Raw genomic sequence first — 22,167 nt, 5'->3', positions numbered from 1 at the left:
CCGGTCGCATGTGCAACCTGCGGACGTGTCCACTCTTTCGATGGAAAGACGGACGCGACGTCGCAGCGGGTGTGTTGCCCGCTCTCGCGATGGCGGACCACTCAACGGCCGGTCGGGTGTCACACAGCGCGGCGATGTTCGCCGCACAGGAATTCACGGCCGGACCAGACCGGTCGAGATGCTTTCGTGAGGTCGGGAGAGGATGGAGGGACGCACAGCACCGCTTGCCGCTGCTCGTGCCCCGCGCGCACGCATGTCGCCACGCGCCGTCCCCACCATCCGCCCGGCCAGTTTCAACCCCAGGCGCCAAGGGCGCCCTAAGGCGGTTGACGGCACAATCCCATCCCTCCTCCCCGCGGCCTCGGTGACGAGGCCGGCCCCTGGCCCGACGCGTACACGGTCGGGCGAGGCGCCGCCGGGGCTCCGGGCACGGAACGCGACGTCGGCCGCCATGCCGAGAGTTCGTCATGGCCAACAAGATGCTCATCGACGCGATGCACCCGGAAGAGACCCGGGTCGTCACGGTCCAAGGGTCTAAGGTCGAAGAGTTCGACTTCGAGTCCGCCAGCCGCCGCCAGCTGCGCGGCAACATCTATCTCGCCAAGGTCACGCGGGTGGAGCCGTCGCTCCAGGCCGCCTTCGTGGAGTATGGCGGCAACCGCCACGGCTTCCTGGCCTTCAACGAGATCCACCCGGACTATTACCAGATCCCCCTGGCCGACCGTCAGGCCCTCCTCGAGGAGGAGGCCCGCGAGGCCGAGGAATACCGCGAGCGCGAGGAGCGCCGCCGCCGCTCGCCCCGCCGTTCGCGTGGGCGCCGGGCCGAGGCACGCTCGCGCCGCGACGAGACGGTGAGCACCGAGGATTCCACCGAGAGCGTTTCGATTATCGACGGTGAGGTCTTCGCCGCCGAGACCCTGCCCGACGCCCTCTCCGACAACGCCGAGGCCGTGCGCGAGGAACTCGCCACCGAGGGTCAGGCCATCGAGTCGTCCGCCGAGTCCGCCCATGACGAGCCCGCCCCCGGCGAGCCGGTTGCGGCCGCGACCGAACTCGATTCCGAGGTGCCCCCCGAGGCGGTGATCGCCGTCACCGAAGATCTGACCGCCATCAAGGAGGCCCCGGCCCCGTTCGAATCCGACGACGCGGACGCCGAGGATGAGGACGAGTCCGACGACGAGGAGGACGACGAGGACGAGTCCGACGAAGACGACGAGGATGAGGGCGACGAGGAGGACGAGGGCGAGGAGGATTCCGACGATCCGGACGCCGAGCCCAAGATCGCCCAGGTCGGCGGCAACGGCGACGCGCTCGCCGAGATCCCGGAGCGCCCCCGCGCGCCCCGCCGCCACTACAAGATCCAGGAGGTGATCAAGCGCCGCCAGATCATCCTCGTGCAGGTCGTGAAGGAAGAGCGCGGCACCAAGGGCGCGGCGCTCACCACCTACCTGTCCCTCGCCGGGCGCTACTCCGTGCTGATGCCCAACACCGGGCGCGGCGGCGGCATCTCCCGCAAGATCACCTCGGCGGCCGACCGCAAGCGGCTGAAGGAGGTCGTGGCCGACCTCGACGTGCCGGAGGGGATGGGCGTCATCCTGCGCACAGCCGGCGCCTCGCGCTCGAAGCCGGAGATCGCCCGCGACTTCGAATACCTGATGCGCCTGTGGGAATCGGTGCGGGAGCTGACCCTCACCTCGATCGCCCCGTCGCTGGTCTACGAAGAGGGCTCGCTCATCAAGCGGGCGATCCGCGACCTCTACAATAAGGAATTGGACGAGGTGCTCGTGGCGGGCGACGACGCCTACCGCGAGGCCAAGGACTTCATGCGGATGCTGATGCCCGACCAGGTGAAGGTCGTGAAGCCCTACCGCGACACCACCCCGGTCTTCGCCCGCTACGGCGTCGAGGCGCAGCTCGACGCGATGTTCTCGACCCACGTCTCCCTGAAGTCGGGCGGCTACCTCGTCATCAACCCGACCGAGGCCCTGGTCTCAATCGACGTGAACTCCGGCCGCGCCACCCGCGAGCACGACATCGAGGACACCGCCCTCAAGACGAACCTCGAAGCCGCCGAGGAAGTCGCCCGGCAATTGCGCCTGCGCGACCTCGCGGGCCTGATCGTCATCGACTTCATCGACATGGAGGAGAAGCGGAACAACCGCGCCGTCGAGAAGAAGCTCAACGACTGCCTGAAGAACGACCGCGCCCGCATCCAGGTCGGCCGGATCTCGCCCTTCGGCCTCATGGAGATGAGCCGCCAGCGCATCCGCACCGGCCTGCTCGAATCCTCCTCGATCCCCTGCCCGCATTGCGGCGGCTCGGGCTTCGTGCGCGCCACCGCCTCGGTGGCCCTGCACATCCTGCGCTCCATCGAGGAGGCGCTGCTCAAGTCCGCGAGCAACAACCTCATCCTGCGGACCCGCACGGAGGTGGCGCTCTACATCCTCAACCAGAAGCGGGCGCATCTGCACGAGATCGAGGTCCATTTCGGCGTCACCGTCACCATCGCGGCCGACGAGCGCCTGCCCGCGACCTCGGCCTTCCAGCTGGATCGCGGTGAGCCCGCCCAGCGGGCCGAGGGTCCGGTGACGGGCGTGCGCGCCACCGCCATCTCGCCGTCCATGGAGTTCGAGGACGAAGCCGAGGACGAGGTCGAAGAGACCGAAACCGCCGAGGTGGCCGAGGCCGCCCCCGGCGAGGCCGGCACCGAGGAAGCCCGCGAGGATGGCGAGGGCCGCCGTCGTCGCCGCCGCCGTCGTCGTCGCGGCGGCCGCACCGAGGGTCAGGAGGGCCGCGAAGGCGGCGCCGACGAGGGTGAGGACGAGGGCGAGGACGAGCCCGCCGAGGCCGGCGCCTCCGAAGGCGACGAGGAAGCGGCCGAGGCCGCGCCCGCCGCCGAGGGCGAGGATGCCGCCGCCGGCAACGGCGACAAGGGCCGCCGCCGCCGCCGTGGCCGCCGTGGCGGTCGCGGCCGGGTGGAGCGCACCGGCCAGCGGGACGACGAGGGCGAGGGTGAGGCCGAGGCCGGCGAGGCTTCGGACGAGGCCATTGCCGCCGCCGCCGAGGAACCCGTCAGCGCCGAAACCCTCGAGGCCGTCGCGGAGCCGGCCCCCGTCCGCTTCGTCGAGCCTGCGGCGGAGCAGCCGGTGAGCGCGGAGGAGGTCGCCGAGGCGACCCACGCCGAGCCGGTTCCAGCCCCCGCCGCCCCCGAAGCCGCCGAGGCGCCTGCGCCCGAGCCGGCTGCGGACGTGCCCAGCGAGCCGCCGGCCGAGCCCGTCGCCGTCGTCCTGACGCCGCCCTCCGATCCGTCCCGGCCGAAGCGGGCGGGCTGGTGGTCGCGTACCAAGGCGGCCCTCACGGGCGAGTGATCGACTACAACGGTATTCGCCCCGGCAAGATTTGACTTGCCGGGGCTAATCTACAGCATTCGGACGCGAATTGGGCGGAACGAGCTGCCCATTCAGGCGAGTGAAGCCACAGCAATCATAGGGCGAGTGTGATCACGCCTGCCCTATCCTGTGCGTGAACATTTCCTTCATAGAAATCCGGCATTGTTTCGGGCGCGTTCCCGAAACTTCAGTCGAGCTGCCGGATGTTCGGTCTCCAAAGAAAAGTCCAGCCGGTCGACCAGACCCCCGTCGTGCGTTCCGCCCCCGTGACCGAGGCGCCCGTCGTGGCCCTCGCCGCGGCCCCCGCGCCGGTGATCGACCGCGAACTGATGGCGCTGCCCGGCCGTCTTTCGGCCGCCGCCTCGGAGGCCGGCACCTCCCTCGGCTGGATGGCCTACGATTCCACCGGCATGGCCGAGCAGGCTCGCCTGATGGCCGCCGCCACCGAGGAATTGGCGGCGACGACCCGCGAGATCGCGGCGCGCTCCGCCGAAGTGGCGAGCAGTTCCGAGGCGGCGAGCGGCGGCATCGCGGCCTGCGCGGGCGACATCCACCGCGCCTCCGACGGCATGCGCCGGATCGAGGGCGGCGCCGACGAGATCGGCCGCCGCCTCGACGGGTTCTCCCAGGCCGCCGCGCGGATCGAGGAGATGGCGGGCGCCATCGCCGCGATCTCCGGCCAGACCAATCTCCTCGCCCTGAACGCCACCATCGAGGCCGCCCGGGCCGGCGCCGCCGGACGCGGCTTCGCCGTGGTCGCCGCCGAGGTGAAGGCCCTCTCCGCCCAGACCGCGCGGGCCACCGACGAGATCCACCAGCGCATCAAGAGCCTGCGGGACGAGATGTCCGCCATGCGCGAGGCCGTGAGCCAGAGCCGCGAGGCGGTGAAATCCGGCGCCCAGGCGATGTCGCAGGCCAGCGCCCGCGTCGAAACCGAGAGCGCCAAGGTCGCGAGCGTGTCGGCCGAGATGCGCATGGCCTCCAGCCTGCTCGACCAGCAGATCCAGGCCACGAGCGAGATCGCCGACAGCGTCGGCCGGGTCTCGGCGGGCGCCGACAAGGCCCGCAAGGAGATCAGCGAAGCCATCGACCGGATCGACCAGATCGAGACCCTGGGCCAGACTCTCCTCGACAAGCAGCAGGGCGACGAGACCGCTTTGCGCCGCGCCCGCCTGCCGGCGGATTGCGCCGCGTGGCGCCGCCGCCTCGCCTCGGTGCTGATCGGCATGCGCCCGGCCACCGCCGACCAGGGCGAGATCGCCCCGCATCCGGCCTTCCACGGGCCGGTGGAGCAGGCCCTCGCCACGGCACGCAGCGAGTGCCGCGCCATGATGGGCCATATCCAGGCATCGCGCTGGAACGAGGCCACCGCCGCTTTCCAGGCGTTCGAGGCCGCCGTCGCGTCCGCCCAGGCCGCCGCCTAGGCCGCCGTCTGAGCCACCTTGGCGCCCTCCGGTGGGAGGTAATCCTCCACCGGTTGGGCGGGGCCGCTGCGCAGCAGCGTGTAGAGGAACGGCACCAGCAGCAGCGTGGCCGGCGTCGCGAAGGCGATGCCGCCCATCACCGCGCGGGCGAGCGCCGCGTTCTGCTCGCCGCCCTCCCCCGTGCCCAGCGCCATCGGGATCAGCCCCAGGAACATCGCCGAGGCGGTCATCAGCACCGGCCGCAGACGCGTCTCGCCCGCCGCGATGGCGGCTTCGGCGGCGCTGCACCCGGTCGCCTCCCGGTGCTCCTTGGCGAAGGTGACGAGCAGGATCGAGTTCGCCGAGGCGATGCCCACCGACATGATCGCCCCGAAGATCGAGGGGATCGAGAAGGTCGTGCCGGTCACGAACAGGCCGGTGGTGATGCCGCAGAAGGCGATGGGCAGGGCGGCGATGACCACGAACGGGTCGCCCCAGCTCTGATAGTTCACCGCCATCAGCAGGTAGACGGCGATCAGCGCGATGCCGAGGCCGATGCCCAGGCGCAGGAAGGCCGAGCGCATGTTCTCGATCTGGCCGCGCACGGTGATCTTGTCGGGGGCGCTCAGGTTCTTCTGCTCCTCCTGCACGATCGTATCGATCTCGCGGGCGACGGAGCCGAGGTCGCGGTCCTGCACCGAGGCGAAGATGTCGAAGGTCGGCTGGATGTTGACGTGGTTGATCACCGTCTGCGTCGGCACGCGCTTCATGTCGGCGACGCTCGACAGCAGCGTCAGCACCCCCGGCCCCGAGCCCGAGGTGGCGGCGGCGCGCACGAAGAGCGGCGTGTTGCGCAGGTCCGTGAGGGAGGCGTTGCGGTATTCCGGCGTCTGCACCCAGAGCTGATAAGGGATGCCGGTCTTGGGGTCCGGCCAGAAGTTCGGCGTGACCTGATAGCTGCCCGAGAGCGAGATGTTCATATTCTGCGCCACGGATTGCTCGGTGAGCCCGAGTTCCGAGGCGAGCCGCCGGTCTACGTCCACGTAGAATTGCGGGACGTTGACGATCTGCTGCAGATGCACGTCCACGAGGCCCTTCGTGTCGCGTAGGCGGCGGACGATGTTCTGCGCGACCTCCAGGTCCTTCTCCTTGTGACGGCCCGACACCTGGATGTCGATCGGCGTGATGACGCCGAAATTCAGGATCTGGGTGATGATGTCGGCCGGCTGGAAATAGACCGTCAGGTCGGGGAAGCGCTGCATCAGCACCTCGCGCAGGCGCTTCTTGTAGCCCGCCACCGAGCCGTGCTCCTCCTTCAGACTGATAAGCATCTGCCCGTCGTTGTAGGAGACGAACGACCCGTCCGAGAAGGCGAAGTTGTAGTTGATCGACGGCACGCCGATGTTGTCGAGGATCTGCTCCAGCTCGTGCTCGGGGATCACCTCGCGCACCACGTCCTCGACCTGCGCAAAGACCTGCTGCGTCGTCTCGATGCGCAGCCCGGCTCGGGCGCGCAGGTGCATCGTCATCTGGCGGGATTCGATTTCGGGGAAGTAATCCTGCCCCGTGAAGACGAACAGCGTGCCGCCGAGCGCGAGCACACAGACGGTGATGATCGCGGTCACGACGCGGTGGCGCAGGGCGGCATGGAGCAGCCCGACATAGCCGCGATGGAAGCGGGTGAAGCGCGCCTCGAAGCCCCGGTGAAAGGCGCCCGCGACGCGCATCAGCGGCGCCCCAACGGCGCCAACGACCCGGCCGATCCGTGTCCGGCGGGGGGCCTCGCCCTTCTCGTGCCGATCCTTGGCGTGCTTGGCCGCGTATTCCGGCGCCACGATCACATCGATCAGCAGGGGCACCAGGGTCCGCGACAGCAGGTAGGAGGTCAGCATCGCGAACACGACCGCGAGCGCCTGCGGGGTGAACAGGTATTTCGGCGTGTCGGTGAGGGCGAAGACGGCGGTGAACGCCGCGCAGATCGACAGCGTCGAGATCAGCGCCGGCTTGGCGATGCCGGCCGCGCCGTGGACCACGCTCTCCCGGAACTCCTCGCCCTCCTCGAACAGCCGGTAGGTGTTCTCGATGGCCACCGTGGCATCGTCCACGAGGATGCCGACCGCCAGGGCGAGGCCGCCCAGCGTCATGATGTTGATGGTCTGGCCGAGCGCCGCCAGCACGGCCAGCGAGGTCATCACGCAAAGCGGGATCGAGATCAACACGACGAGGGTCGAGCGCCACGAGCCGAGGAACAGCAGGATCGCGAGGCCGGTGAGCGCGGCGGCGATGGCCGCCTCGTGCAGCACCCCTTCGATGGCGTTCGACACGAAGACCGACTGATCGAACAGCAGCTTGATGCTCATGCCCTCGGGGGCGGCGGCCCGGATTGTCGGCATCGCCGCCTTGACGTTGTTCACGACGCTGAGCGTCGAGGCGTTGCCGTTCTTGATGACCTGCATCAGCACGGCCTGGCTGCCGTCGGCGCGGACCACGTTGATCTGCGGCGGCCCGCCGTCGCGGACGAAGGCCACGTCCCGCACCAGCACCGGCTGCCCGGCCACGATCTTGATCGGCGCGGTGTTCAGGGTCTCGATGGAGGGCGGCGTCGCGTTGAGCTGGATCGGGTATTGCTGCTCGCCGATCTTGGCGAGGCCGGAGGGCACGGTGAGGTTCTGCGCCGTCATGGCGTTGGTGACGTCCAGCGGCGTCAGGCCGAGCGCCTGGAGGGCGTTGAGGTCGAGATCGACCATGATCTGGCGCGGCGCCCCGCCGAACGGCGCGGGCAGGGTCGAGCCCGGCACCTGCGCCAGGGTCTGGCGGATGCGGTACTGGGCGTAATCGTAGATCTCGTTGAGGCTCTGGCTGGCCGAAGACAGCGCGAGCTGGATCACCGGCACGGAGGAGGCCGAGTAGCGCACGATCACCGGCGGCTGGATGCCGGGCGGCATCGCGGCGCGGATGGAGTTCGTGGACGACACGACCTGCGCGATGGCGAGGTCGATGCTCACGCTCGGATCGAAATAGATCCGCTGGACCGCCGTGCCCTGCAGGGTGGTCGATTCCATCCGGCGGATGTTGTTGACGTTGTTGGAGATGCCGAATTCGGCATAGGTCGTGACGCGGGTCTCCATCTCCGGCGTGGACAGGCCGGTATAGGTCCAGACCACCACGACGACGGGGATATCGACGACGGGCAGCACGTCCTTCGGCATGACGACGATGGCGCCGACGCCGCCGAGCATCATCAGGACCGCGAGCACGTAGGTCGTGATGCGGAACTTGAGGGCGTAGAGGACGAGGCCCATGCGATCTCCCGGCCCCCCGGACGTGCGAGCACCAGGGTGAGCTAACCCGCCCGGGCCGACAAGTACTGATCCGCGATGCCGCAGGCGCCGTTAAGTTGTTTCCAGCGGAAACACTGTCGTGGTCACGCTCGTGTTCTCAGCGCAGCAGCGCCGACTTTTCCACTTCCAACGAATTCGCGATCTCGTCGAGTGCCGTGTGCTCGACCGCGCTGATGCCGCCGAGGTCAGCGACGTCGGCGGCGATCAGGAACACGTCCTGCCGCTGCTCGATGGGCCGTTCGGCGATCGCGGCGGCGGCCCGGAGGTTCTCGATGCGCCCGGCGCGGGTCTTCGCGCGGCTGATCGCCTCGTACAGTTCCTGTTCGACGCGCAGGGTGTCGTAGGACTTTTCGAGGATCGGGTTGGCACGGATGCCGACGATGGCCGCCTCGACCTCTTCCTCCGCCACGTCGCCATCCGCGACGATGACGTTGGCCGCCGCCGAGACGGCCGCCTGCAGGAACATCGCATCGCCGGCATAGGACATGATGGTCCGGCCGAAGCGAAGGATGGCGTCCTGGAAAATACTCATGCCCCTCTCCCGTTGATCCAAGATGGCGGGAGAAGGGGCCCTTGAGTCAAGCTTGTCCTCAGCAACACCGGAAACCGGACGTGTTGCCGACGCCGAACCGCGCGTTCTCCCGGTTGCGGAAGAACTCCGTCTCGGTCATCGGCTCCCGGTCGGGATGGGTGCGGCGGATGTGCTCGGCATAGACCGCGTAGTCGCCCTGCCCCACCATCAGCCGCGCCCCGTCGCAGACGCATTTCGTCAGCGTCCGCAGCTGGTTGCGAAAGCCCTGCGCCGGCATCATCGCCTCACTCCGCCGCCACCATGCGCGGCTCGGTCTCCAGCGCGGTCCAGCGGTCGGCGCGCAGTGCCTTCATGCAGGCCATGATGCCGAAGACCGCGATCGCCACGACGAGCGCGATGAACAACGCGGCGAGCACCGCGTCGATCCGGTCGTTGAGGATGATCTGGCTCATCTGGTCGGCGCTCTTGGCCGGCGCGAGGAGCTTGCCCTCGGCGGCGGCCATCGCGTAGCGCTCGGCATGGGCCAGGAAGCCGATCTTCGGGTCGGCCGAGAAGATCTTCTGGTAGCCCGCCGTCAGGGTGCAGATGCAGAGCCACACGGTCGGGATAATCGTGACGAAGGCGTATTTCTCGCGCTTCATCTTGAAGATCACCACGGTGCACAGCGTCAGCGCCACTGCCGCCAGCATCTGGTTCGAGATGCCGAAGAGCGGCCACAGGGTGTTGATGCCGCCCAGCGGATCCGTGACGCCCTGGTAGAGGAAGTAGCCCCAGGCGCCCACCGAGATCGCGGTGGCGACGATGCTCGGCCCCCAGGCATCCGTCTTCTTGAAGCTGGGCGCCATGAGCCCCACGAGATCCTGCACCATGAAGCGGCAGGCCCGCGTGCCCGCATCCACCGCCGTGAGGATGAACAGCGCCTCGAACAGGATCGCGAAGTGGTACCAGAACGCCATCATCCCCTTGCCGCCGATGGCCGAGGAGATGATGTGCGCCATGCCCACTGCCAGGGTCGGGGCGCCACCCGCGCGGGAGATGATCGTGTGCTCGCCGACATCGGCGGCGGTCTGGGTGATGACCTCCGGCGTCGTGGCGAAGCCGAGCTTGGTGACGGCGGCGGCGGCGGTCTCCGGCGTGGTGCCCACCAGGGCCGCCGGGGAGTTCATGGTGAAGTACACGCCCGGATCGATCACGCAGGCCGAGACCAGCGCCATGATCGCCACGAAGGATTCCATCAGCATCGCGCCGTAGCCGACGAAGCGGGCATCGACTTCGTTGGCGATGAGCTTCGGCGTGGTGCCCGACGAGATCAGCGCGTGGAAGCCCGAGACCGAACCGCAGGCGATGGTGATGAACAGGAATGGGAACAGGCTGCCCGCCCAGACCGGGCCGGTGCCGTCCACGAACTTGGTCATGGCCGGCATCTGCAGGTGCGGGGCCACGAAGGCGATGCCGAGCGCGAGGCCGACGATGGTGCCGATCTTGAGGAAGGTCGAGAGGTAGTCGCGCGGAGCCAGCAGCAGCCACACGGGCAGCACCGAGGCGACGAAGCCGTAGCCGATCAGCATCCAGCAGAGCTGCGTGCCGGTGAAGGTGAAGGCCGGGCCCCAAACCGGGCTCGCCGCGACCTGCCCGCCGCCGACGATGGCGGCCATGAGCAGCACGAAGCCCAGCACCGAGACCTCGCCGATCTTACCCGGGCGGATGTAGCGGGTGTACAGGCCCATGAAGATGGCGATCGGGATCGTGGACATCACCGTGAAGGTGCCCCACGGGCTCTCGGCCAGGGCCTTCACGACGATCAGCGCCAGCACCGCCAGCAGGATGACCATGATGAGGAAGGTGCCGAACAGGGCGATGACGCCCGGCACCGCCCCAAGCTCGGCGCGGATCAGCTCGCCCAGCGAGCGCCCGTCCCGGCGCATCGAGACAAACAGGACCATGAAGTCCTGCACCGCGCCCGCGAGGACGACGCCCGCCAGGATCCACAGCATGCCGGGCAGGTAGCCCATCTGCGCCGCCAGCACCGGGCCGACCAGCGGGCCGGCGCCCGCGATGGCCGCGAAATGGTGGCCGAACAGCACGCTCTTGTTGGTAGGGACGTAATCGAGCCCGTCGTTGTGGCGCAGCGCCGGGGTCTCGCGCTTCGCGTCGAGGCGCATCACCTTGTCGGCGATGAACTTCGAGTAATACCGGTAGGCGATCAGGTAGACGCAGACCGCCGCGACCACGATCCAGAGGGCGTTCACCGCCTCGCCACGCTCGACGGCCACGATGGACAGGGCGGCGGCGCCGAGCGCCCCGACGAGGGCCCAAGGCCCATGCTTCTGAATGGCGGTCATGGCGTGGCCTCCCCGGCCCACGGCTCGAACGACCCTGACAGGGCCTGTGATCTGGCTTGCGTTCTGCCGGAATTTTTACGCCATGCAAAGATTTCCGCTGTCGTCGCGACGGACAAACCGGGGCTCGTTGTTCGCCCGCGCCGGGCTGCTATAGGTCGGGCGCCCGCCACGGACCGGCGGGCGGAACGCGGGCCGCTCCGAATGGCCCGCTTCGTTCGGGTGGAGACGGATGATGGCCAAGGTCGCTTTCCTGGGACTCGGCGTGATGGGCGGCCCGATGGCCGGGCATCTCGCGAAGAAAGGCCATGACGTCACGGTCTACAACCGGACGGGCGCCAAGGCGGAGGCCTGGGTGAAGGCCCATGGCGGCGCCCATGCCGCCACCCCGCGCGAGGCCGTGAAGGGTGCCACGATCGTCTTCGCCTGCGTCGGCAACGACAATGATCTGCGCAGCGTGGTGCTGGGTGACGACGGGGCGCTCGCCGGCATGGAGCCGGGCGCGGTCTTCGTGGACCACACCACCGCGTCGGCCGAGGTCGCCCGCGAACTCGCTGCCGCCGCGCAGGAGAAGGGTTTCGGCTTCATCGACGCCCCCGTCTCAGGCGGACAGGCCGGCGCCGAGAACGGCGTGCTGACGGTGATGTGCGGCGGGGAGCCCGAGACCTATGCGAAGGTCGAGGAGGCCATCAAGAGCTTCGCCCGCGCCTGCCGGCTGATGGGCCCGGTCGGCTCCGGCCAGCTCACCAAGATGGTCAACCAGATCTGCATCGCCGGCCTCGTGCAGGGCCTTTCCGAGGGCGTGCACTTCGCCAAGCGCGCGGGTCTCGATGTCGAGGCCGTGCTCGACGTCATCTTGAAGGGCGCCGCCGGCTCCTGGCAGATGGAGAACCGCGGCAAGACCATGAACGAGGGTAAGTTCGACTTCGGGTTCGCCGTCGATTGGATGCGCAAGGATCTCGGCATCCTGCTGGACGAAGCCCGCCGCAACGGCGCCAAGCTCCCGGTCTCGGCCTTGGTCGATCAGTTCTACGCCGAGGTGCAGGCGATGGGCGGCAATCGCTGGGACACGTCGAGCCTCGTCGCCCGCCTGGAACGCTGACGGACGCGGGCGCGGCGGCTCAGCTGTCGCTGCCGAGCCCGAGGCCGCGAATGATGTCGCCGATCGGGTCGATGCGGTTCGTTTCCGGCTTCTTCACGGGGGCGACCGCCGCCGGCTGGGCCGGCTGGGTCAGCACGGCCTGACGGACCGGAGCCGGGCGCTGCGAGAGCTTATGCCGGTGGGCACCGGCCTTCCGGCGATGCTCCGGCGCGGTCTCGGCGGTGCGCACCGGGGCCGGCGGCTCGACCTGGACCGAGGTCCAGGCCACGGGAGCGGGTACGGGCTGCGGGGCTTCCGCCTTGAGGACGGGGGCCACCACGGAAACCGCAGGGGCGGCCGGCGGGTTGGCCCAGGCTTGGGGAGCCACCGTCGCGACGGGCCGCGACGGGTATGTCGTGCGCTCGAAGTTGCCCGGATGCAGGATATGCGCTGCGGCGAGGAGGCCGAAAGCTGCAATCGCTGTCGTGGCGATGGTGGACTTGAAGTGTTCCATGCCGCTTCAACGTGAGGCCAAGCTAATGGTTCCGCTTGGCCCGCGCCTAGACTGCGGGAGGACTGTCTTCCTTGCCCCGGACGGCGACGACTATCCGGCGGGCCGGGCGCGGCGCTGCTCCGCGATGGCGCAGCCATGGTCCATGATGTCCTCCGCGCTGGCCTGACGCCCCCGGTAGGCGAGGAGGATGAGGCCCGGCTCCGGATCACCGGGCCGTGTCGAGACCGCCGCGAAGGTGGTCCGCGTCAGGTCGCGGCGGCCCGGCAGGGTCGTGATGGCCGCGAAGGGGTTGAACGTCTCGACGTCGGCGGCACGCACCCGCATCGCGTGGAACCGGTCATAGGCCAGCGGCACCGGGAACGGCGCCCACACCTTTCCGACGGCGCGGCCATGGGCGTCGAGGGCATCGAGCACCTTGGGCCTCAGGCAATCGAGGTGGATGTGCAGTTGATCCTGGCTGCGCCCGCGCGCCGAATTCACCGCGAGACCAATATCGGCCTCCGGCACGCGGTTCTTCAGGGAATCCACCACGAAGTGCCGGGCCGAGAGCGCCGCCTTCCAGTACGCCACACCGCGCGGCCCCCGCAGGGGCGTGGATTCGAGCCCCGAGACCGTATCGGTGGGCATGACCACGATATGCGTCGGCTCGCCCGGCGCCCGCAGCACCGCCGTGCCGGGGCGCTCCTTGTCGCCGAGATCGACGGCCAGACAGGGGAAGGTCCGGTTGGCGAGCGTCTTGGCGAGGACGCAGGTCTTCAGGGCCATCCAGAGGACGTCGCGGGTCGGGTCCGACCCGGCCGAGGCGGGGACGGCGAGCACCAGCCCGATCAACCCCGCCGACAGCGCAATCCGCCGCCGGTCAGTGGTCATGCTTGTGGCTGTGCTCGTGCCCGTGATGCGCATGGTCATGGTCGTGGCCATGGGAATGGCCGTGATCGTGCGCATGGTCGTGGCCGTGGTGGTCGTGATCGTGCCCGTGATCATGGCCATGGTCGTGCCCATGGTGGTCGTGGCCGTGATCGTGGCCGCACGTGCTGTGATCGTGGGCGGCCTTCTCCGGGCTGAAGGCGCGGATCACCGGGGTGGCGACGCAGCCTTGGCCGCGCACCAGTTCGGCATTGGCCGGCGAGGCGGGGATGTGCAGCGTGTCGGCGCCGACCTCGGCCTCGACATGGTTGCCGCCGAGCTGCCACGCGAGGCGCATCAGCCGGGCCGGATTCTCCGCCCGCACCTCAAGGAGCGATTCGGCGGCCGCCTTCACGACGACGAGCCGGCCGTCGTCGAGGCGCAGGGCGTCGCCGTCCTCCAGCGATCCGGCCTTCGGCAGGGCCACCTCGAAGGCGAGGCCACCCGCCGCCGTCAAGCTGGACGGGAGGGCGGACCGGCCGGCATGGTCGAGTTCGACGGTGTCCGCAACGCGGTCGGCGCGCACGGCCGGACGGCGGACGATCGTGGTGGCTTTCTGCATGGGAGCCTCGAAATCCGGCGGCGGCCCAGGCGGGCCGCCTTCCCCGTGGCATAGGGCGGGAGGATGACGGGACGCAACTGCCCCGTTCATGGATCGGAACCTTGGCCGTAGGGACCGCGTTGGGTTCCTGCTAAGCTCGATTCGCAGCCATAACGGCAAAAGCCAAAACGGATGCACAGGGGAGTTGTAGAGACATGAAGAAGACCATCGCGGCCGCCCTCGCCGGACTCGCAGCGCTGTCGCTCGGCGCCTGCAACACGCCCGAGGACCGGGCTCTCGGCGGCGCCGGCCTCGGCGCGCTGGCCGGTGCGGCCATCGGCGGCGCGGCGACCGGCCGGGCCGGCGGCGCCCTCGCGGGTGCGGCCATCGGCGGCGCCGGCGGTGCCATCGTCGGCGCCTCGACTGCGCCGCGCTGCCCCTACGGCACCTACCGCGACGCCTACGGCAACGTCTACTGCCGCTAAGGCACGATCGGCCGGGAGACATCCCGGCCCTTCCACCCCGGGCGCCGCCGGTCTATCGGGTGGCGGCCGGGGCCATCCCGGCGGATGATCTCAAAGCCGCCCGATGATCCACGACAGCCGGACGCCCACGCCTCGCGCCTCCGGGATCTGGGGCAAGCTCGGCGGCGCCGGCATCGGGCTGGCGGTCGGAGGCCCCCTCGGCGGGCTGATCGGCGGCGTCGCCGGCCATTTCCTCGTCGACCGGATCGGCGCGCCCTTCGGCCCAACCCCGCGCGACGTGATCTTCACCACCGGGCTCGTGGCGCTGGCGGCCAAGATGGCCAAGTCGGACGGCGTCGTCGCGCCCTCGGAGGTCGAAGCCTTCGCCCGCGTGGTGCATGTGGAGCCCTCGGCCCAGGCCGGGGTGACGCGCCTGTTCGACCTCGCCAAGCGCACCACCGACGGCTACGAGGCCTACGCCCACCAGCTCGCGGCGACCTTCGGCGACGAGCCGGCCCTGTTGGAAGACGTGCTCGACGGTTTGTTCCAGATCGCGGGCGCGGACGGGGCGATCCATGCGGCCGAGGAGCAGTACCTGCGCGCCGTCTCGGCGATCTTCGGCTTCGAGGAGGGCGCGTTCCGGCGCATCGCCGCGCGGCATGTCCGCCTGGAGGACGACCCCTACGAGGTGTTGGGCCTCGACCGGGCCGCCGACAACGCGACGGTGAAGGCCCGCCATCGCAGCTTGGTGTCCGAGCACCACCCCGACCGCGCACTGGCCCGGGGCCTTCCCCCCGAGGCGGTGGCCATCGCCAGCAAGCGCCTCGCAGCGATCAACGCCGCCTACGATCTGGTCGCGGCCGAGCGGGGGTTACGGTAGCGCCGTCGCGGCGCATGACAGGATGCGTACGGGATAGGCGGCCATGCGCCGGTTCTCGGTCATGAAGGCCGCGTCCTCCGCGATGGCTTGCGCAACCAGCAGATGATCGAACGGATCGCGGTGTGCCGGATCGACCGGCAATCGGTCGAGCGCGAGCAGATGCGACACCGCGAGATCGAGGCGCGTGAAGCCGCCTTCCTCCACGGCGGCAGCGACCGTGCGGATATCGGCCCGGAGCTTTCCGATCCGGGCCTTCACGACGATCTCCCACAGGGAGACGATGCTGACGAGCACGTCGTTGCCGGGATCGGCAATCACATCCCGCGCCCCGCCACCGAGCGAGGGATCGTCGCTCAGCCACCACAGCAGGGCGTGAGTATCGAGGAGGAGCTTCACCCCTCGCCTTCCATGGCCGCGACGACATCCGCCGGGAGGGTATCGAAATCGGGTGCCAGAACGATCTGACCGCGCAGGGCGCCGGGGCGGCGCGAAGGCCGGGCGTCGACCGGCGGCGGCCGGATCTCCGCCAATACTTCGCCGTTCGACGTGACGAGGAAGGTTTCGCCGTCGCGTGCCTGACGCAGATATCCGGAGAGTTGCTCGCGGAAGGCACGGATTCCCACTTGCTGCAACGGCACGGTTCTTCCCCACACTGTACGCATCATGCGTACACCACGGCGAGGCGTCAATCGCACCACGCATCCATCGTGCTAAGGAGCCTCGTCCGAACGAGGTTGAGATGACCCTCACGCCCGACACCCCCCTCGCCCGCAAGGTGGCGCCGTCTCCGAACCAGGGGGACCGGCGGGGCCTGCGGCCGGACATGCTGATCCTGCACTACACCGGCATGGAGAGCGGCGCGGCGGCTCTGGCACGGCTGCGCGATCCGATGAGCGAGGTCTCGGCTCATTACGTCGTGTTCGAGGATGGCGACACGGTGCAGCTCGTGGCCGAGGCCGCGCGGGCGTGGCACGCCGGGGCCGGGGCGTGGAAGGGTGTCACCGACATCAACTCCCGCTCCATCGGCATCGAGCTCGTCCATCCCGGCCATGTCGGCGGGTTGCCGCCCTATCCCGACGCGCAGATCGCGGCGGTGATCGCGCTCGGCCTCGACATCGCGGGGCGCTGGGGCATCCCGCAGGAGCGGGTGCTCGCCCATTCGGACATCGCGCCGGAGCGCAAGGAAGACCCCGGCGAGACCTTCCCCTGGCTCCGCCTCGCAGAGGCCGGGCTCGGCCATTGCGTGCCGCCCGCCCCCCTGCGGGACGGGCGCTTCTTCGCGGAGGGCGATGCCGGCCAGCCGGTGGAGGCGCTGCAGGCGATGTTCGCCCTCTACGGCTACGGCCTGCCGGTGAACGGCACGTTCGACGCCCGGACGAAGGCGGTGGTCACCGCCTTCCAGCGCCATTTCCGGCAGGCGCGGGTCGATGGCGTCGCCGACAGCTCCACCATCACCACGCTCCGCGACCTGCTGGCGAGCCTGCCGGCCGCCTGAGCCTCAGGCGCGGTGCGCCCGCGCCTCGCCCTCGGGCAGGGGCGCCTCGCCGCGGGTGCGCCACAGGCTGTAGGCGACGCCACCCAGCAGCAGGACCAGGGTGACGACCAGGGACACCCACGGCGGCACCTTCAGGAGCCCGAACGTGTCCGCCACCACGATCTTCGCACCGATGAAGATGAGGATGAAGGCCAGCGCCGTCTTCAGGTAGGCGAAGCGGTCCACCATCGCGGCCAGCGCGAAATACAGGGCGCGCAGGCCGAGGATCGCGAAGATGTTCGAGGTGTAGACCACGAAGGTGTCGGTGGTGATCGCGAAGATCGCCGGCACGCTGTCGACGGCGAAGATGACGTCGGCGCCGTTCACCAGCACCAGCGCCAGAGCGAGGGGCGTGAACCACAGGGCCTTCCGCCCGGTCTTCGGGTCGGTCTTGCGCACGGTGAACTTCTGGCCGTGCAGTTCCGAGGTGACGCGGAAGCGCCGCCGGATCCACTGGACGATCTTGCTGTTCCCGAAGTCGCCCTGCTCCTCATGGCCGGAGAACAGGATCTTGAGGCCGGCATAGATCAGGAAGGCCGCGAACAGCGACAGGATCCAGTGCACCTGATGCACCAGGGCCGCGCCGAGGCCGATCATCAACCCACGCAGGAGCACCGCCGCCAGGATGCCCCAGAGCAGCACCCGGTGTTGCGCCGTGCGCGGCACGCCGAGCCCGGTGAGGATCATTGCGATGACGAAGACGTTGTCCATCGACAGCGACTTCTCGACCACGAGGCCGGTAACGTATTCCTCGGCCGGCGTCCAGCCGAGCTCCCACCAGATGAAGCCGCCGAAGGCGAGGCCGAGGGTCAGGTAGAATGCGGTAAGGCCAAGGCTCTCGCGCACGCCGATCTCGTGCTCCTTGTCTCGGTGCAGGAGACCGAGATCGAAGGCGAGAAGCACCGCGATGAGCACGTGGAAGCCGAGCCACATCCACAGCGGCTTGCCGAGCCACTCGACGTACAGAAAATCGACCATAGGCGGGACCTGATGCTCCTTCCGGGAGGAAAGCATCGACTCCGACATCACGGACGCCTCAAGGAGCGTCCGCCAGAGGGGCCCGCAGTCGATGGACGCGACGTAAGAGGGGGAACGAGGCGAATCAAGGGCGGCACGGGCCGATCCCCAGCGCTTGACACGCAACCCTGCGACGCGCCTCTCGGCGCCATGGTGCAAGGATGCGACATCGCGGTGATCGGCGGCGGCCCGGCCGGGCTGGCGGCGGCGGAGATCCTCGCGGCTTCGGGCGGCACGGTCACGCTCTACGACCGGATGCCCTCCCTCGGGCGCAAGCTCCTCATGGCCGGGCGCGGCGGGCTCAACCTGACCCACAGCGAGCCCCTGCCGGCCTTCCTCGGCCGCTACCATCCGGCGCAGAGCCTGACCGGGGCGATCCGGGCCTTCCCGCCCGATGCCCTGCGGGATTGGTGCGCAGAACTCGGCCAGCCGACTTTCGTCGGGTCGAGCGGCCGTGTCTTCCCCAAGAGCTTCAAGGCCTCGCCCCTGCTGCGGGCGTGGCTCGCCCGCCTGGGGGATCACGGCGTCGCGATCCGCCCCCGCCACCGCCTCACCGGGATCGCGGAGGGCGCCCTGACCTTCGACACGCCGGAGGGCGACCTCACCGTGCGCCCTGCCGCGACGTTGCTCGCCCTCGGCGGGGCGAGCTGGCCGCGCCTTGGATCGGACGGTGCCTGGGTGCCGCTCCTCGAAGGGCTCGGCGTGCCGGTCGCGCCCCTGCGCCCGGCCAATGCGGGCTTCGCCTGCGCGTGGTCCGACACGTTCCGCGAGCGCCATGCCGGCACGCCGTTGAAGCGCATCGCCCTGACCTTCGCGGGAGAGACCGTGCCCGGTGAGGCCATCGTCACGCGGACGGGGCTCGAAGGCGGGGCGGTCTACGCCCTGTCACGCCCCTTACGTGAGGCGATCCTCGCGGAGGGGGCGGCGCGGCTCGTGGTGGATCTCCGGCCGGACCTCGCCGTCGAGGCGCTGGCGGCGCGGCTCGCGAAAGGGCGGAAGGGCGATTCCCTCTCGGCCCGGCTGCGCAAGGCCGCTGGCCTGTCGCCCGTCGCCATCGGTCTCGTGCGGGAGGCGGCGGGCGCCGCCCTGCCAGGCGAGCCCGACGCCCTTCCGCGGCTCATCAAGGCGGCGGCGCTCACCCTCACCGGCATGATGGGCCTCGACCGGGCGATCTCGACAGCCGGCGGCGTGGATCTCGGCGCCCTCGACGGCAACGCCATGCTGCGCGCGCGGCCCGGCCTGTTCCTGGCGGGCGAGATGCTCGACTGGGAGGCGCCGACCGGCGGCTACCTCCTCCAGGGCGCGATAGCCGGCGGCCGGGCGGCCGCCGGCGGGATGCTGCGCTGGCTCGCGGATCAGGGCTTGGCGCAGAAGCCGACGAGGCCGGTGGCCTCGGACGGGCAGGACGCGCCCTCGCCCTCGTAGGTCACGCTGCCGCCGCCGAGGCAGCGGGCGGCGACCAGCACCTCGCCCTCGTCGCAGGTGGCGGAACAGGCGCCGCCGCATTCGGTCTTGCGCAGCACCCGGAAGGTGGATGTCGCCGCCGTGCCGGGTTTGCCGGGCTCGCCGCGTCCGCCGATCGGGCCACGGGGGCCGGCGGGACCCGCCTCGCCCTTCGGGCCGGGCAGGCCGGGGGTGCCGGCTTCGCCCTGCGGCCCGGCCGGTCCCTGCTCGCCCTTCGGACCCGCCTCACCTTTGGGCCCCGCCTCACCGGTCAGGCCGGCATCACCCTTAAGACCGGCGTCACCCTTCGGACCGGTCTCGCCCTTCTCTCCGGCGGGGCCGGGCACACCCTGCGGTCCGGCCGGGCCGGGGGGCCCCTCCGGCGCGCAATTGGCCACGACCGCCTCGCGCTCGTCCTCACCGCTCTTGAGCGTGACGACGCAGGTCGCGGGCTTGTAGGGCAGCTTGAATACGAACCGGCCGCGCTTGTCGGCCTGGATCGAGGTCTCGCCGTCCATCTCCACGATGGCGCCGGGCTTGCGCACCGAACCCGACAGGCGAAGGTCGCCCGCCTCGATCCGCGCATCGTAGACCGCGATGGGCTGGCTCGGCGCCTGCGGACGGCGCGGCGGCCCGGCCCGGCGCGCGGGGGCCGGCGCCCCCTGGCTCGTGCCCGGATCCGTCGGCGCCGGCTGGGCGACGACGGGGGCGGTGAGGCCCACCAGCAAAGGCAGAACGAGGGCTGCGCGCATGCTCGACCCGGATCTCGACCGCCCCGGTCGGGCGGCGGCGGACCTTGGCTTTGCTACCGAGTATCGTCAATTGAAAACTCGGTAGTTCTACACCCCTCGGATGTGTTCTCCGTGGGGACCGTCCGTCACTCCACGGTGACGGATTTCGCGAGGTTGCGGGGCTGATCGACGTCTTTCCCCATCACGACGGCGACGTGATAAGCGAGGAGTTGCACCGGCACCGCGTAGACGATGGGCGCCACGATGGGGTCGAGCGCCGGCATGGTGAAGGTCGCCATCGTGTCGAGCCCGTGCTCCGCCGCACCTTTCGCGTCGCCGATGAGCACGATCCGCCCGCCCCGCGCCGCGACCTCCTGCATGTTCGAGACGGTCTTCTCGAACACCGCGTCGTGCGGCGCGATGACGATGACCGGCACGCTCTCGTCGATAAGGGCGATCGGCCCGTGCTTCAGTTCTCCCGCCGCGTAGCCCTCGGCGTGGATGTAGCTGATTTCCTTGAGCTTCAGGGCGCCTTCCAGCGCCATCGGGTAGCTCGTGCCGCGTCCGAGATAGAGCACGTCCCGCGCCTTCGCGACCTCGCGGGCCAGCCCCTCGATGTCCGGCTCCTGCGCCAGCGCCTCGGCCATCAGGCCCGGCGCCTTGATGAGCCCGTCGATCAGGCGCCGCTCGCCGGCCGCGTCGAGGGTGCCCCGCGCCCGGCCCGCCGCGATGGCGAGGCAGAGGAGCACGGTAAGCTGGCAGGAGAACGCCTTGGTCGAGGCCACGCCGATCTCCGGCCCGGCGAGCGTCGGCATCACCACGGAGGATTCCCGCGCGATGGTCGAGGTTGGCACGTTCACGACGCTGAGCGTGTGCTGGCCCTGGCTCTTGGCGTAGCGCAGGGAGGCCAGGGTGTCGGCGGTCTCGCCCGATTGCGAGATGACCAGCGTCAGCCCGTCGCGCTCCAGGGGCGCCTCGCGGTAGCGGGCCTCGGAGGCGACATCGATCTCCACCGGCAGGCGGGCGATCTGCTCGAACCAGTAGCGGGCGACAAGGCCGGCATAGAAGGCGGTGCCGCAGGCGGTGATGTAGACGCGGCTGAGCTTGGCGAAGTCGAAGGGCAGCGCCTCCGGCAGGATCACCCGGCCCTCGGCCATGTCGACGTAATGGGCCAGCGTGCGGCCCACGACCTCCGGCTGCTCGTGGATCTCCTTCGCCATGAAGTGGCGGTACTCGCCCTTGTCGACCCGGAACGCCTGGGTGGCGATGGTCTGACGGGGGCGCTCCACCACGGCGCCGGAAGCGTCACGGAACTCGGCGCCCTCGCGAGTGAGGATCGCCCAATCGCCCTCGTCGAGATAGGCGATGGCGTCGGTGAAGGGGGCGAGCGCCAGGGCGTCGGAGCCGAGATAGGTGGCGCCGTGGCCGTAGCCGACCGCGAGCGGCGCGCCGTGCCGGGCGCCGATCAGCAGGTTCTCTTCGCCCGCGAAGATGAAGCCAAGGGCGAAGGCCCCGCGCAAGCGCGGCAGAGCGGCGGCCACCGCCTCGACCGGGCCGGCGCCCTTGTCCATCAGGCGGCTGACGAGTTGGACGACGACCTCGGTGTCGGTGTCGCTCTCGAAGCGGATCCCCTCCCCTTCGAGCTCCTGCTTCAGCTCGCGGAAGTTCTCGATGATGCCGTTATGCACGACGGCGACGCGCGCCGTGGCATGGGGGTGGGCGTTGACCTCGGTGGGGCGGCCATGGGTCGCCCAGCGGGTGTGGCCGATGCCGATCGTGCCGGTCAGCGGTTGTTCGGCGAGCCGCGCTTCGAGGTTGATGAGCTTGCCCGAAGCGCGGCGGCGCTGAAGGCTGCCGTGCTCCAGGGTGGCGATGCCGGCGGAATCGTAGCCCCGGTATTCGAGGCGGCGCAGCGCCTCGACCACCTGTCCCGCCACTGCGTCGCGCCCGACGATGCCGACGATGCCGCACATGTTCCGTCTTCCATTCGCAGGGCCGCCCGGCCGGGGGCCAGGCCCATATATGCGGTCGAGGTTACCGCATCGCAGCGGC

General features: G+C 70.0%; 19 protein-coding genes. 7 read left to right on the top strand and 12 right to left on the bottom strand.

The genetic code is table 11. The annotated features are described in order from the left end of the window. Positions 1–467: 467 nt before the first annotated feature. Both AAHF99_RS03795 and AAHF99_RS03790 read left to right on the top strand, forming a co-directional pair. Positions 468–3,368: an Rne/Rng family ribonuclease gene (locus AAHF99_RS03795; protein ID WP_342162723.1), complete on the top strand. Its 2,901-nt coding sequence runs from the start codon at positions 468–470 to the stop codon at positions 3,366–3,368. A gap of 224 nt (positions 3,369–3,592) precedes the next feature. Then, complete coding sequence (locus tag AAHF99_RS03790; protein ID WP_342162722.1) at positions 3,593–4,813, top strand: methyl-accepting chemotaxis protein; 1,221 nt, start codon at positions 3,593–3,595, stop codon at positions 4,811–4,813. Here AAHF99_RS03790 and AAHF99_RS03785 read toward each other — a convergent pair. The 4 genes from AAHF99_RS03785 to AAHF99_RS03770 form a co-directional block, all read right to left on the bottom strand. Next, positions 4,810–8,094, bottom strand: a complete 3,285-nt coding sequence (locus AAHF99_RS03785) for an efflux RND transporter permease subunit (RefSeq protein WP_342162721.1) — start codon at positions 8,092–8,094, stop codon at positions 4,810–4,812. The genes AAHF99_RS03790 and AAHF99_RS03785 overlap by 4 nt on opposite strands. 136 nt (positions 8,095–8,230) lie before the next feature. Continuing rightward, positions 8,231–8,665: a tellurite resistance TerB family protein gene (locus tag AAHF99_RS03780; protein WP_342162720.1), complete on the bottom strand. Its 435-nt coding sequence runs from the start codon at positions 8,663–8,665 to the stop codon at positions 8,231–8,233. 58 nt (positions 8,666–8,723) lie between these two features. Continuing rightward, the gene (locus AAHF99_RS03775) at positions 8,724–8,945 is read right to left on the bottom strand and encodes a YbdD/YjiX family protein (RefSeq protein ID WP_243958792.1); all 222 of its coding nucleotides are present in this window, start codon (positions 8,943–8,945) and stop codon (positions 8,724–8,726) included. A gap of 4 nt (positions 8,946–8,949) precedes the next feature. Continuing rightward, the gene (locus AAHF99_RS03770; protein ID WP_342162719.1) at positions 8,950–11,007 is read right to left on the bottom strand and encodes a carbon starvation CstA family protein; all 2,058 of its coding nucleotides are present in this window, start codon (positions 11,005–11,007) and stop codon (positions 8,950–8,952) included. Between the two features lie 232 nt (positions 11,008–11,239). On the opposite strand from AAHF99_RS03770, the gene AAHF99_RS03765 reads away from it, so the two are divergent. After that, complete coding sequence (locus tag AAHF99_RS03765) at positions 11,240–12,106, top strand: NAD(P)-dependent oxidoreductase (protein ID WP_342162718.1); 867 nt, start codon at positions 11,240–11,242, stop codon at positions 12,104–12,106. Between the two features lie 19 nt (positions 12,107–12,125). On the opposite strand, the gene AAHF99_RS03760 is transcribed toward AAHF99_RS03765, so the two are convergent. The 3 genes from AAHF99_RS03760 to AAHF99_RS03750 form a co-directional block, all read right to left on the bottom strand. Continuing rightward, positions 12,126–12,599: a hypothetical protein gene (locus AAHF99_RS03760; protein WP_342162717.1), complete on the bottom strand. Its 474-nt coding sequence runs from the start codon at positions 12,597–12,599 to the stop codon at positions 12,126–12,128. Positions 12,600–12,689: 90 nt separating this feature from the next. Next, entirely contained in the window at positions 12,690–13,469 is a 780-nt protein-coding gene (locus AAHF99_RS03755; RefSeq protein WP_342162716.1) for a CDP-diacylglycerol diphosphatase, read from the bottom strand. Then, positions 13,459–14,067 carry an urease accessory protein UreE gene (locus tag AAHF99_RS03750; protein ID WP_342162715.1) on the bottom strand — a complete coding sequence of 203 codons (609 nt, stop codon included), beginning with the start codon at positions 14,065–14,067 and terminating at the stop codon, positions 13,459–13,461. The genes AAHF99_RS03755 and AAHF99_RS03750 overlap by 11 nt, the downstream gene beginning before the upstream one ends. A gap of 194 nt (positions 14,068–14,261) precedes the next feature. Between AAHF99_RS03750 and AAHF99_RS03745 the strand changes: the two genes are divergently transcribed. Then, positions 14,262–14,531, top strand: a complete 270-nt coding sequence (locus tag AAHF99_RS03745) for a hypothetical protein (protein ID WP_243958803.1) — start codon at positions 14,262–14,264, stop codon at positions 14,529–14,531. Between the two features lie 103 nt (positions 14,532–14,634). Continuing rightward, entirely contained in the window at positions 14,635–15,390 is a 756-nt protein-coding gene (locus tag AAHF99_RS03740) for a DnaJ family molecular chaperone (RefSeq protein ID WP_342162714.1), read from the top strand. On the opposite strand, the gene AAHF99_RS03735 is transcribed toward AAHF99_RS03740, so the two are convergent. Together AAHF99_RS03735 and AAHF99_RS03730 are read right to left on the bottom strand one after the other, a co-directional pair. Beyond that, positions 15,382–15,786, bottom strand: coding sequence for a type II toxin-antitoxin system VapC family toxin (locus AAHF99_RS03735; protein WP_342162713.1), 405 nt, complete (start codon positions 15,784–15,786; stop codon positions 15,382–15,384). The two genes, AAHF99_RS03740 and AAHF99_RS03735, sit on opposite strands and share 9 nt — an antisense overlap. Continuing rightward, complete coding sequence (locus AAHF99_RS03730; RefSeq protein ID WP_342162712.1) at positions 15,783–16,028, bottom strand: type II toxin-antitoxin system prevent-host-death family antitoxin; 246 nt, start codon at positions 16,026–16,028, stop codon at positions 15,783–15,785. Before AAHF99_RS03730 ends, AAHF99_RS03735 begins: the two co-directional genes overlap by 4 nt. Before the next feature lie 101 nt (positions 16,029–16,129). On the opposite strand from AAHF99_RS03730, the gene AAHF99_RS03725 reads away from it, so the two are divergent. Then, on the top strand, positions 16,130–16,885 hold the full coding sequence (locus AAHF99_RS03725) for an N-acetylmuramoyl-L-alanine amidase (RefSeq protein WP_342162711.1): 756 nt from the start codon (positions 16,130–16,132) through the stop codon (positions 16,883–16,885). A 3-nt stretch (positions 16,886–16,888) separates the two neighbouring features. On the opposite strand, the gene AAHF99_RS03720 is transcribed toward AAHF99_RS03725, so the two are convergent. Next, on the bottom strand, positions 16,889–17,902 hold the full coding sequence (locus AAHF99_RS03720) for a TerC family protein (protein WP_342162710.1): 1,014 nt from the start codon (positions 17,900–17,902) through the stop codon (positions 16,889–16,891). A 189-nt stretch (positions 17,903–18,091) separates the two neighbouring features. On the opposite strand from AAHF99_RS03720, the gene AAHF99_RS03715 reads away from it, so the two are divergent. Then, on the top strand, positions 18,092–19,366 hold the full coding sequence (locus AAHF99_RS03715) for a TIGR03862 family flavoprotein (protein ID WP_342162709.1): 1,275 nt from the start codon (positions 18,092–18,094) through the stop codon (positions 19,364–19,366). On the opposite strand, the gene AAHF99_RS03710 is transcribed toward AAHF99_RS03715, so the two are convergent. Together AAHF99_RS03710 and glmS are read right to left on the bottom strand one after the other, a co-directional pair. Beyond that, positions 19,297–20,136: a collagen-like protein gene (locus AAHF99_RS03710; RefSeq protein WP_342162708.1), complete on the bottom strand. Its 840-nt coding sequence runs from the start codon at positions 20,134–20,136 to the stop codon at positions 19,297–19,299. The genes AAHF99_RS03715 and AAHF99_RS03710 overlap by 70 nt on opposite strands. 125 nt (positions 20,137–20,261) lie before the next feature. Then, a complete protein-coding gene (gene glmS, locus AAHF99_RS03705; protein WP_342162707.1) occupies positions 20,262–22,088 on the bottom strand; it encodes a glutamine--fructose-6-phosphate transaminase (isomerizing) in 1,827 nt (608 codons plus the stop codon). Positions 22,089–22,167: the final 79 nt, after the last annotated feature.

Origin of the sequence: Methylobacterium litchii (assembly GCF_038442315.1) — a bacterium.
In the GTDB taxonomy this organism is placed as follows: domain Bacteria; phylum Pseudomonadota; class Alphaproteobacteria; order Rhizobiales; family Beijerinckiaceae; genus Methylobacterium; species Methylobacterium litchii.
Note: the sequence above shows the minus strand (reverse complement) of the source record. Positions and strands in the feature narration are given on the sequence as shown.

What these genes read in the sequence shown, in the direction of transcription:
- AAHF99_RS03720 (WP_342162710.1), bottom strand. Translation starts at nt 17,902, where the DNA reads ATGGTCGATTTTCTGTACGTCGAGTGGCTCGGCAAGCCGCTGTGGATG.
- glmS (WP_342162707.1), bottom strand. Translation starts at nt 22,088, where the DNA reads ATGTGCGGCATCGTCGGCATCGTCGGGCGCGACGCAGTGGCGGGACAG.
- AAHF99_RS03785 (WP_342162721.1), bottom strand. Translation starts at nt 8,094, where the DNA reads ATGGGCCTCGTCCTCTACGCCCTCAAGTTCCGCATCACGACCTACGTG.
- AAHF99_RS03790 (WP_342162722.1), top strand. Translation starts at nt 3,593, where the DNA reads ATGTTCGGTCTCCAAAGAAAAGTCCAGCCGGTCGACCAGACCCCCGTC.
- AAHF99_RS03715 (WP_342162709.1), top strand. Translation starts at nt 18,092, where the DNA reads ATGGTGCAAGGATGCGACATCGCGGTGATCGGCGGCGGCCCGGCCGGG.
- AAHF99_RS03725 (WP_342162711.1), top strand. Translation starts at nt 16,130, where the DNA reads ATGACCCTCACGCCCGACACCCCCCTCGCCCGCAAGGTGGCGCCGTCT.
- AAHF99_RS03755 (WP_342162716.1), bottom strand. Translation starts at nt 13,469, where the DNA reads ATGACCACTGACCGGCGGCGGATTGCGCTGTCGGCGGGGTTGATCGGG.
- AAHF99_RS03770 (WP_342162719.1), bottom strand. Translation starts at nt 11,007, where the DNA reads ATGACCGCCATTCAGAAGCATGGGCCTTGGGCCCTCGTCGGGGCGCTC.
- AAHF99_RS03745 (WP_243958803.1), top strand. Translation starts at nt 14,262, where the DNA reads ATGAAGAAGACCATCGCGGCCGCCCTCGCCGGACTCGCAGCGCTGTCG.
- AAHF99_RS03795 (WP_342162723.1), top strand. Translation starts at nt 468, where the DNA reads ATGGCCAACAAGATGCTCATCGACGCGATGCACCCGGAAGAGACCCGG.
- AAHF99_RS03710 (WP_342162708.1), bottom strand. Translation starts at nt 20,136, where the DNA reads ATGCGCGCAGCCCTCGTTCTGCCTTTGCTGGTGGGCCTCACCGCCCCC.
- AAHF99_RS03740 (WP_342162714.1), top strand. Translation starts at nt 14,635, where the DNA reads ATGATCCACGACAGCCGGACGCCCACGCCTCGCGCCTCCGGGATCTGG.
- AAHF99_RS03750 (WP_342162715.1), bottom strand. Translation starts at nt 14,067, where the DNA reads ATGCAGAAAGCCACCACGATCGTCCGCCGTCCGGCCGTGCGCGCCGAC.
- AAHF99_RS03775 (WP_243958792.1), bottom strand. Translation starts at nt 8,945, where the DNA reads ATGATGCCGGCGCAGGGCTTTCGCAACCAGCTGCGGACGCTGACGAAA.
- AAHF99_RS03765 (WP_342162718.1), top strand. Translation starts at nt 11,240, where the DNA reads ATGGCCAAGGTCGCTTTCCTGGGACTCGGCGTGATGGGCGGCCCGATG.
- AAHF99_RS03760 (WP_342162717.1), bottom strand. Translation starts at nt 12,599, where the DNA reads ATGGAACACTTCAAGTCCACCATCGCCACGACAGCGATTGCAGCTTTC.
- AAHF99_RS03780 (WP_342162720.1), bottom strand. Translation starts at nt 8,665, where the DNA reads ATGAGTATTTTCCAGGACGCCATCCTTCGCTTCGGCCGGACCATCATG.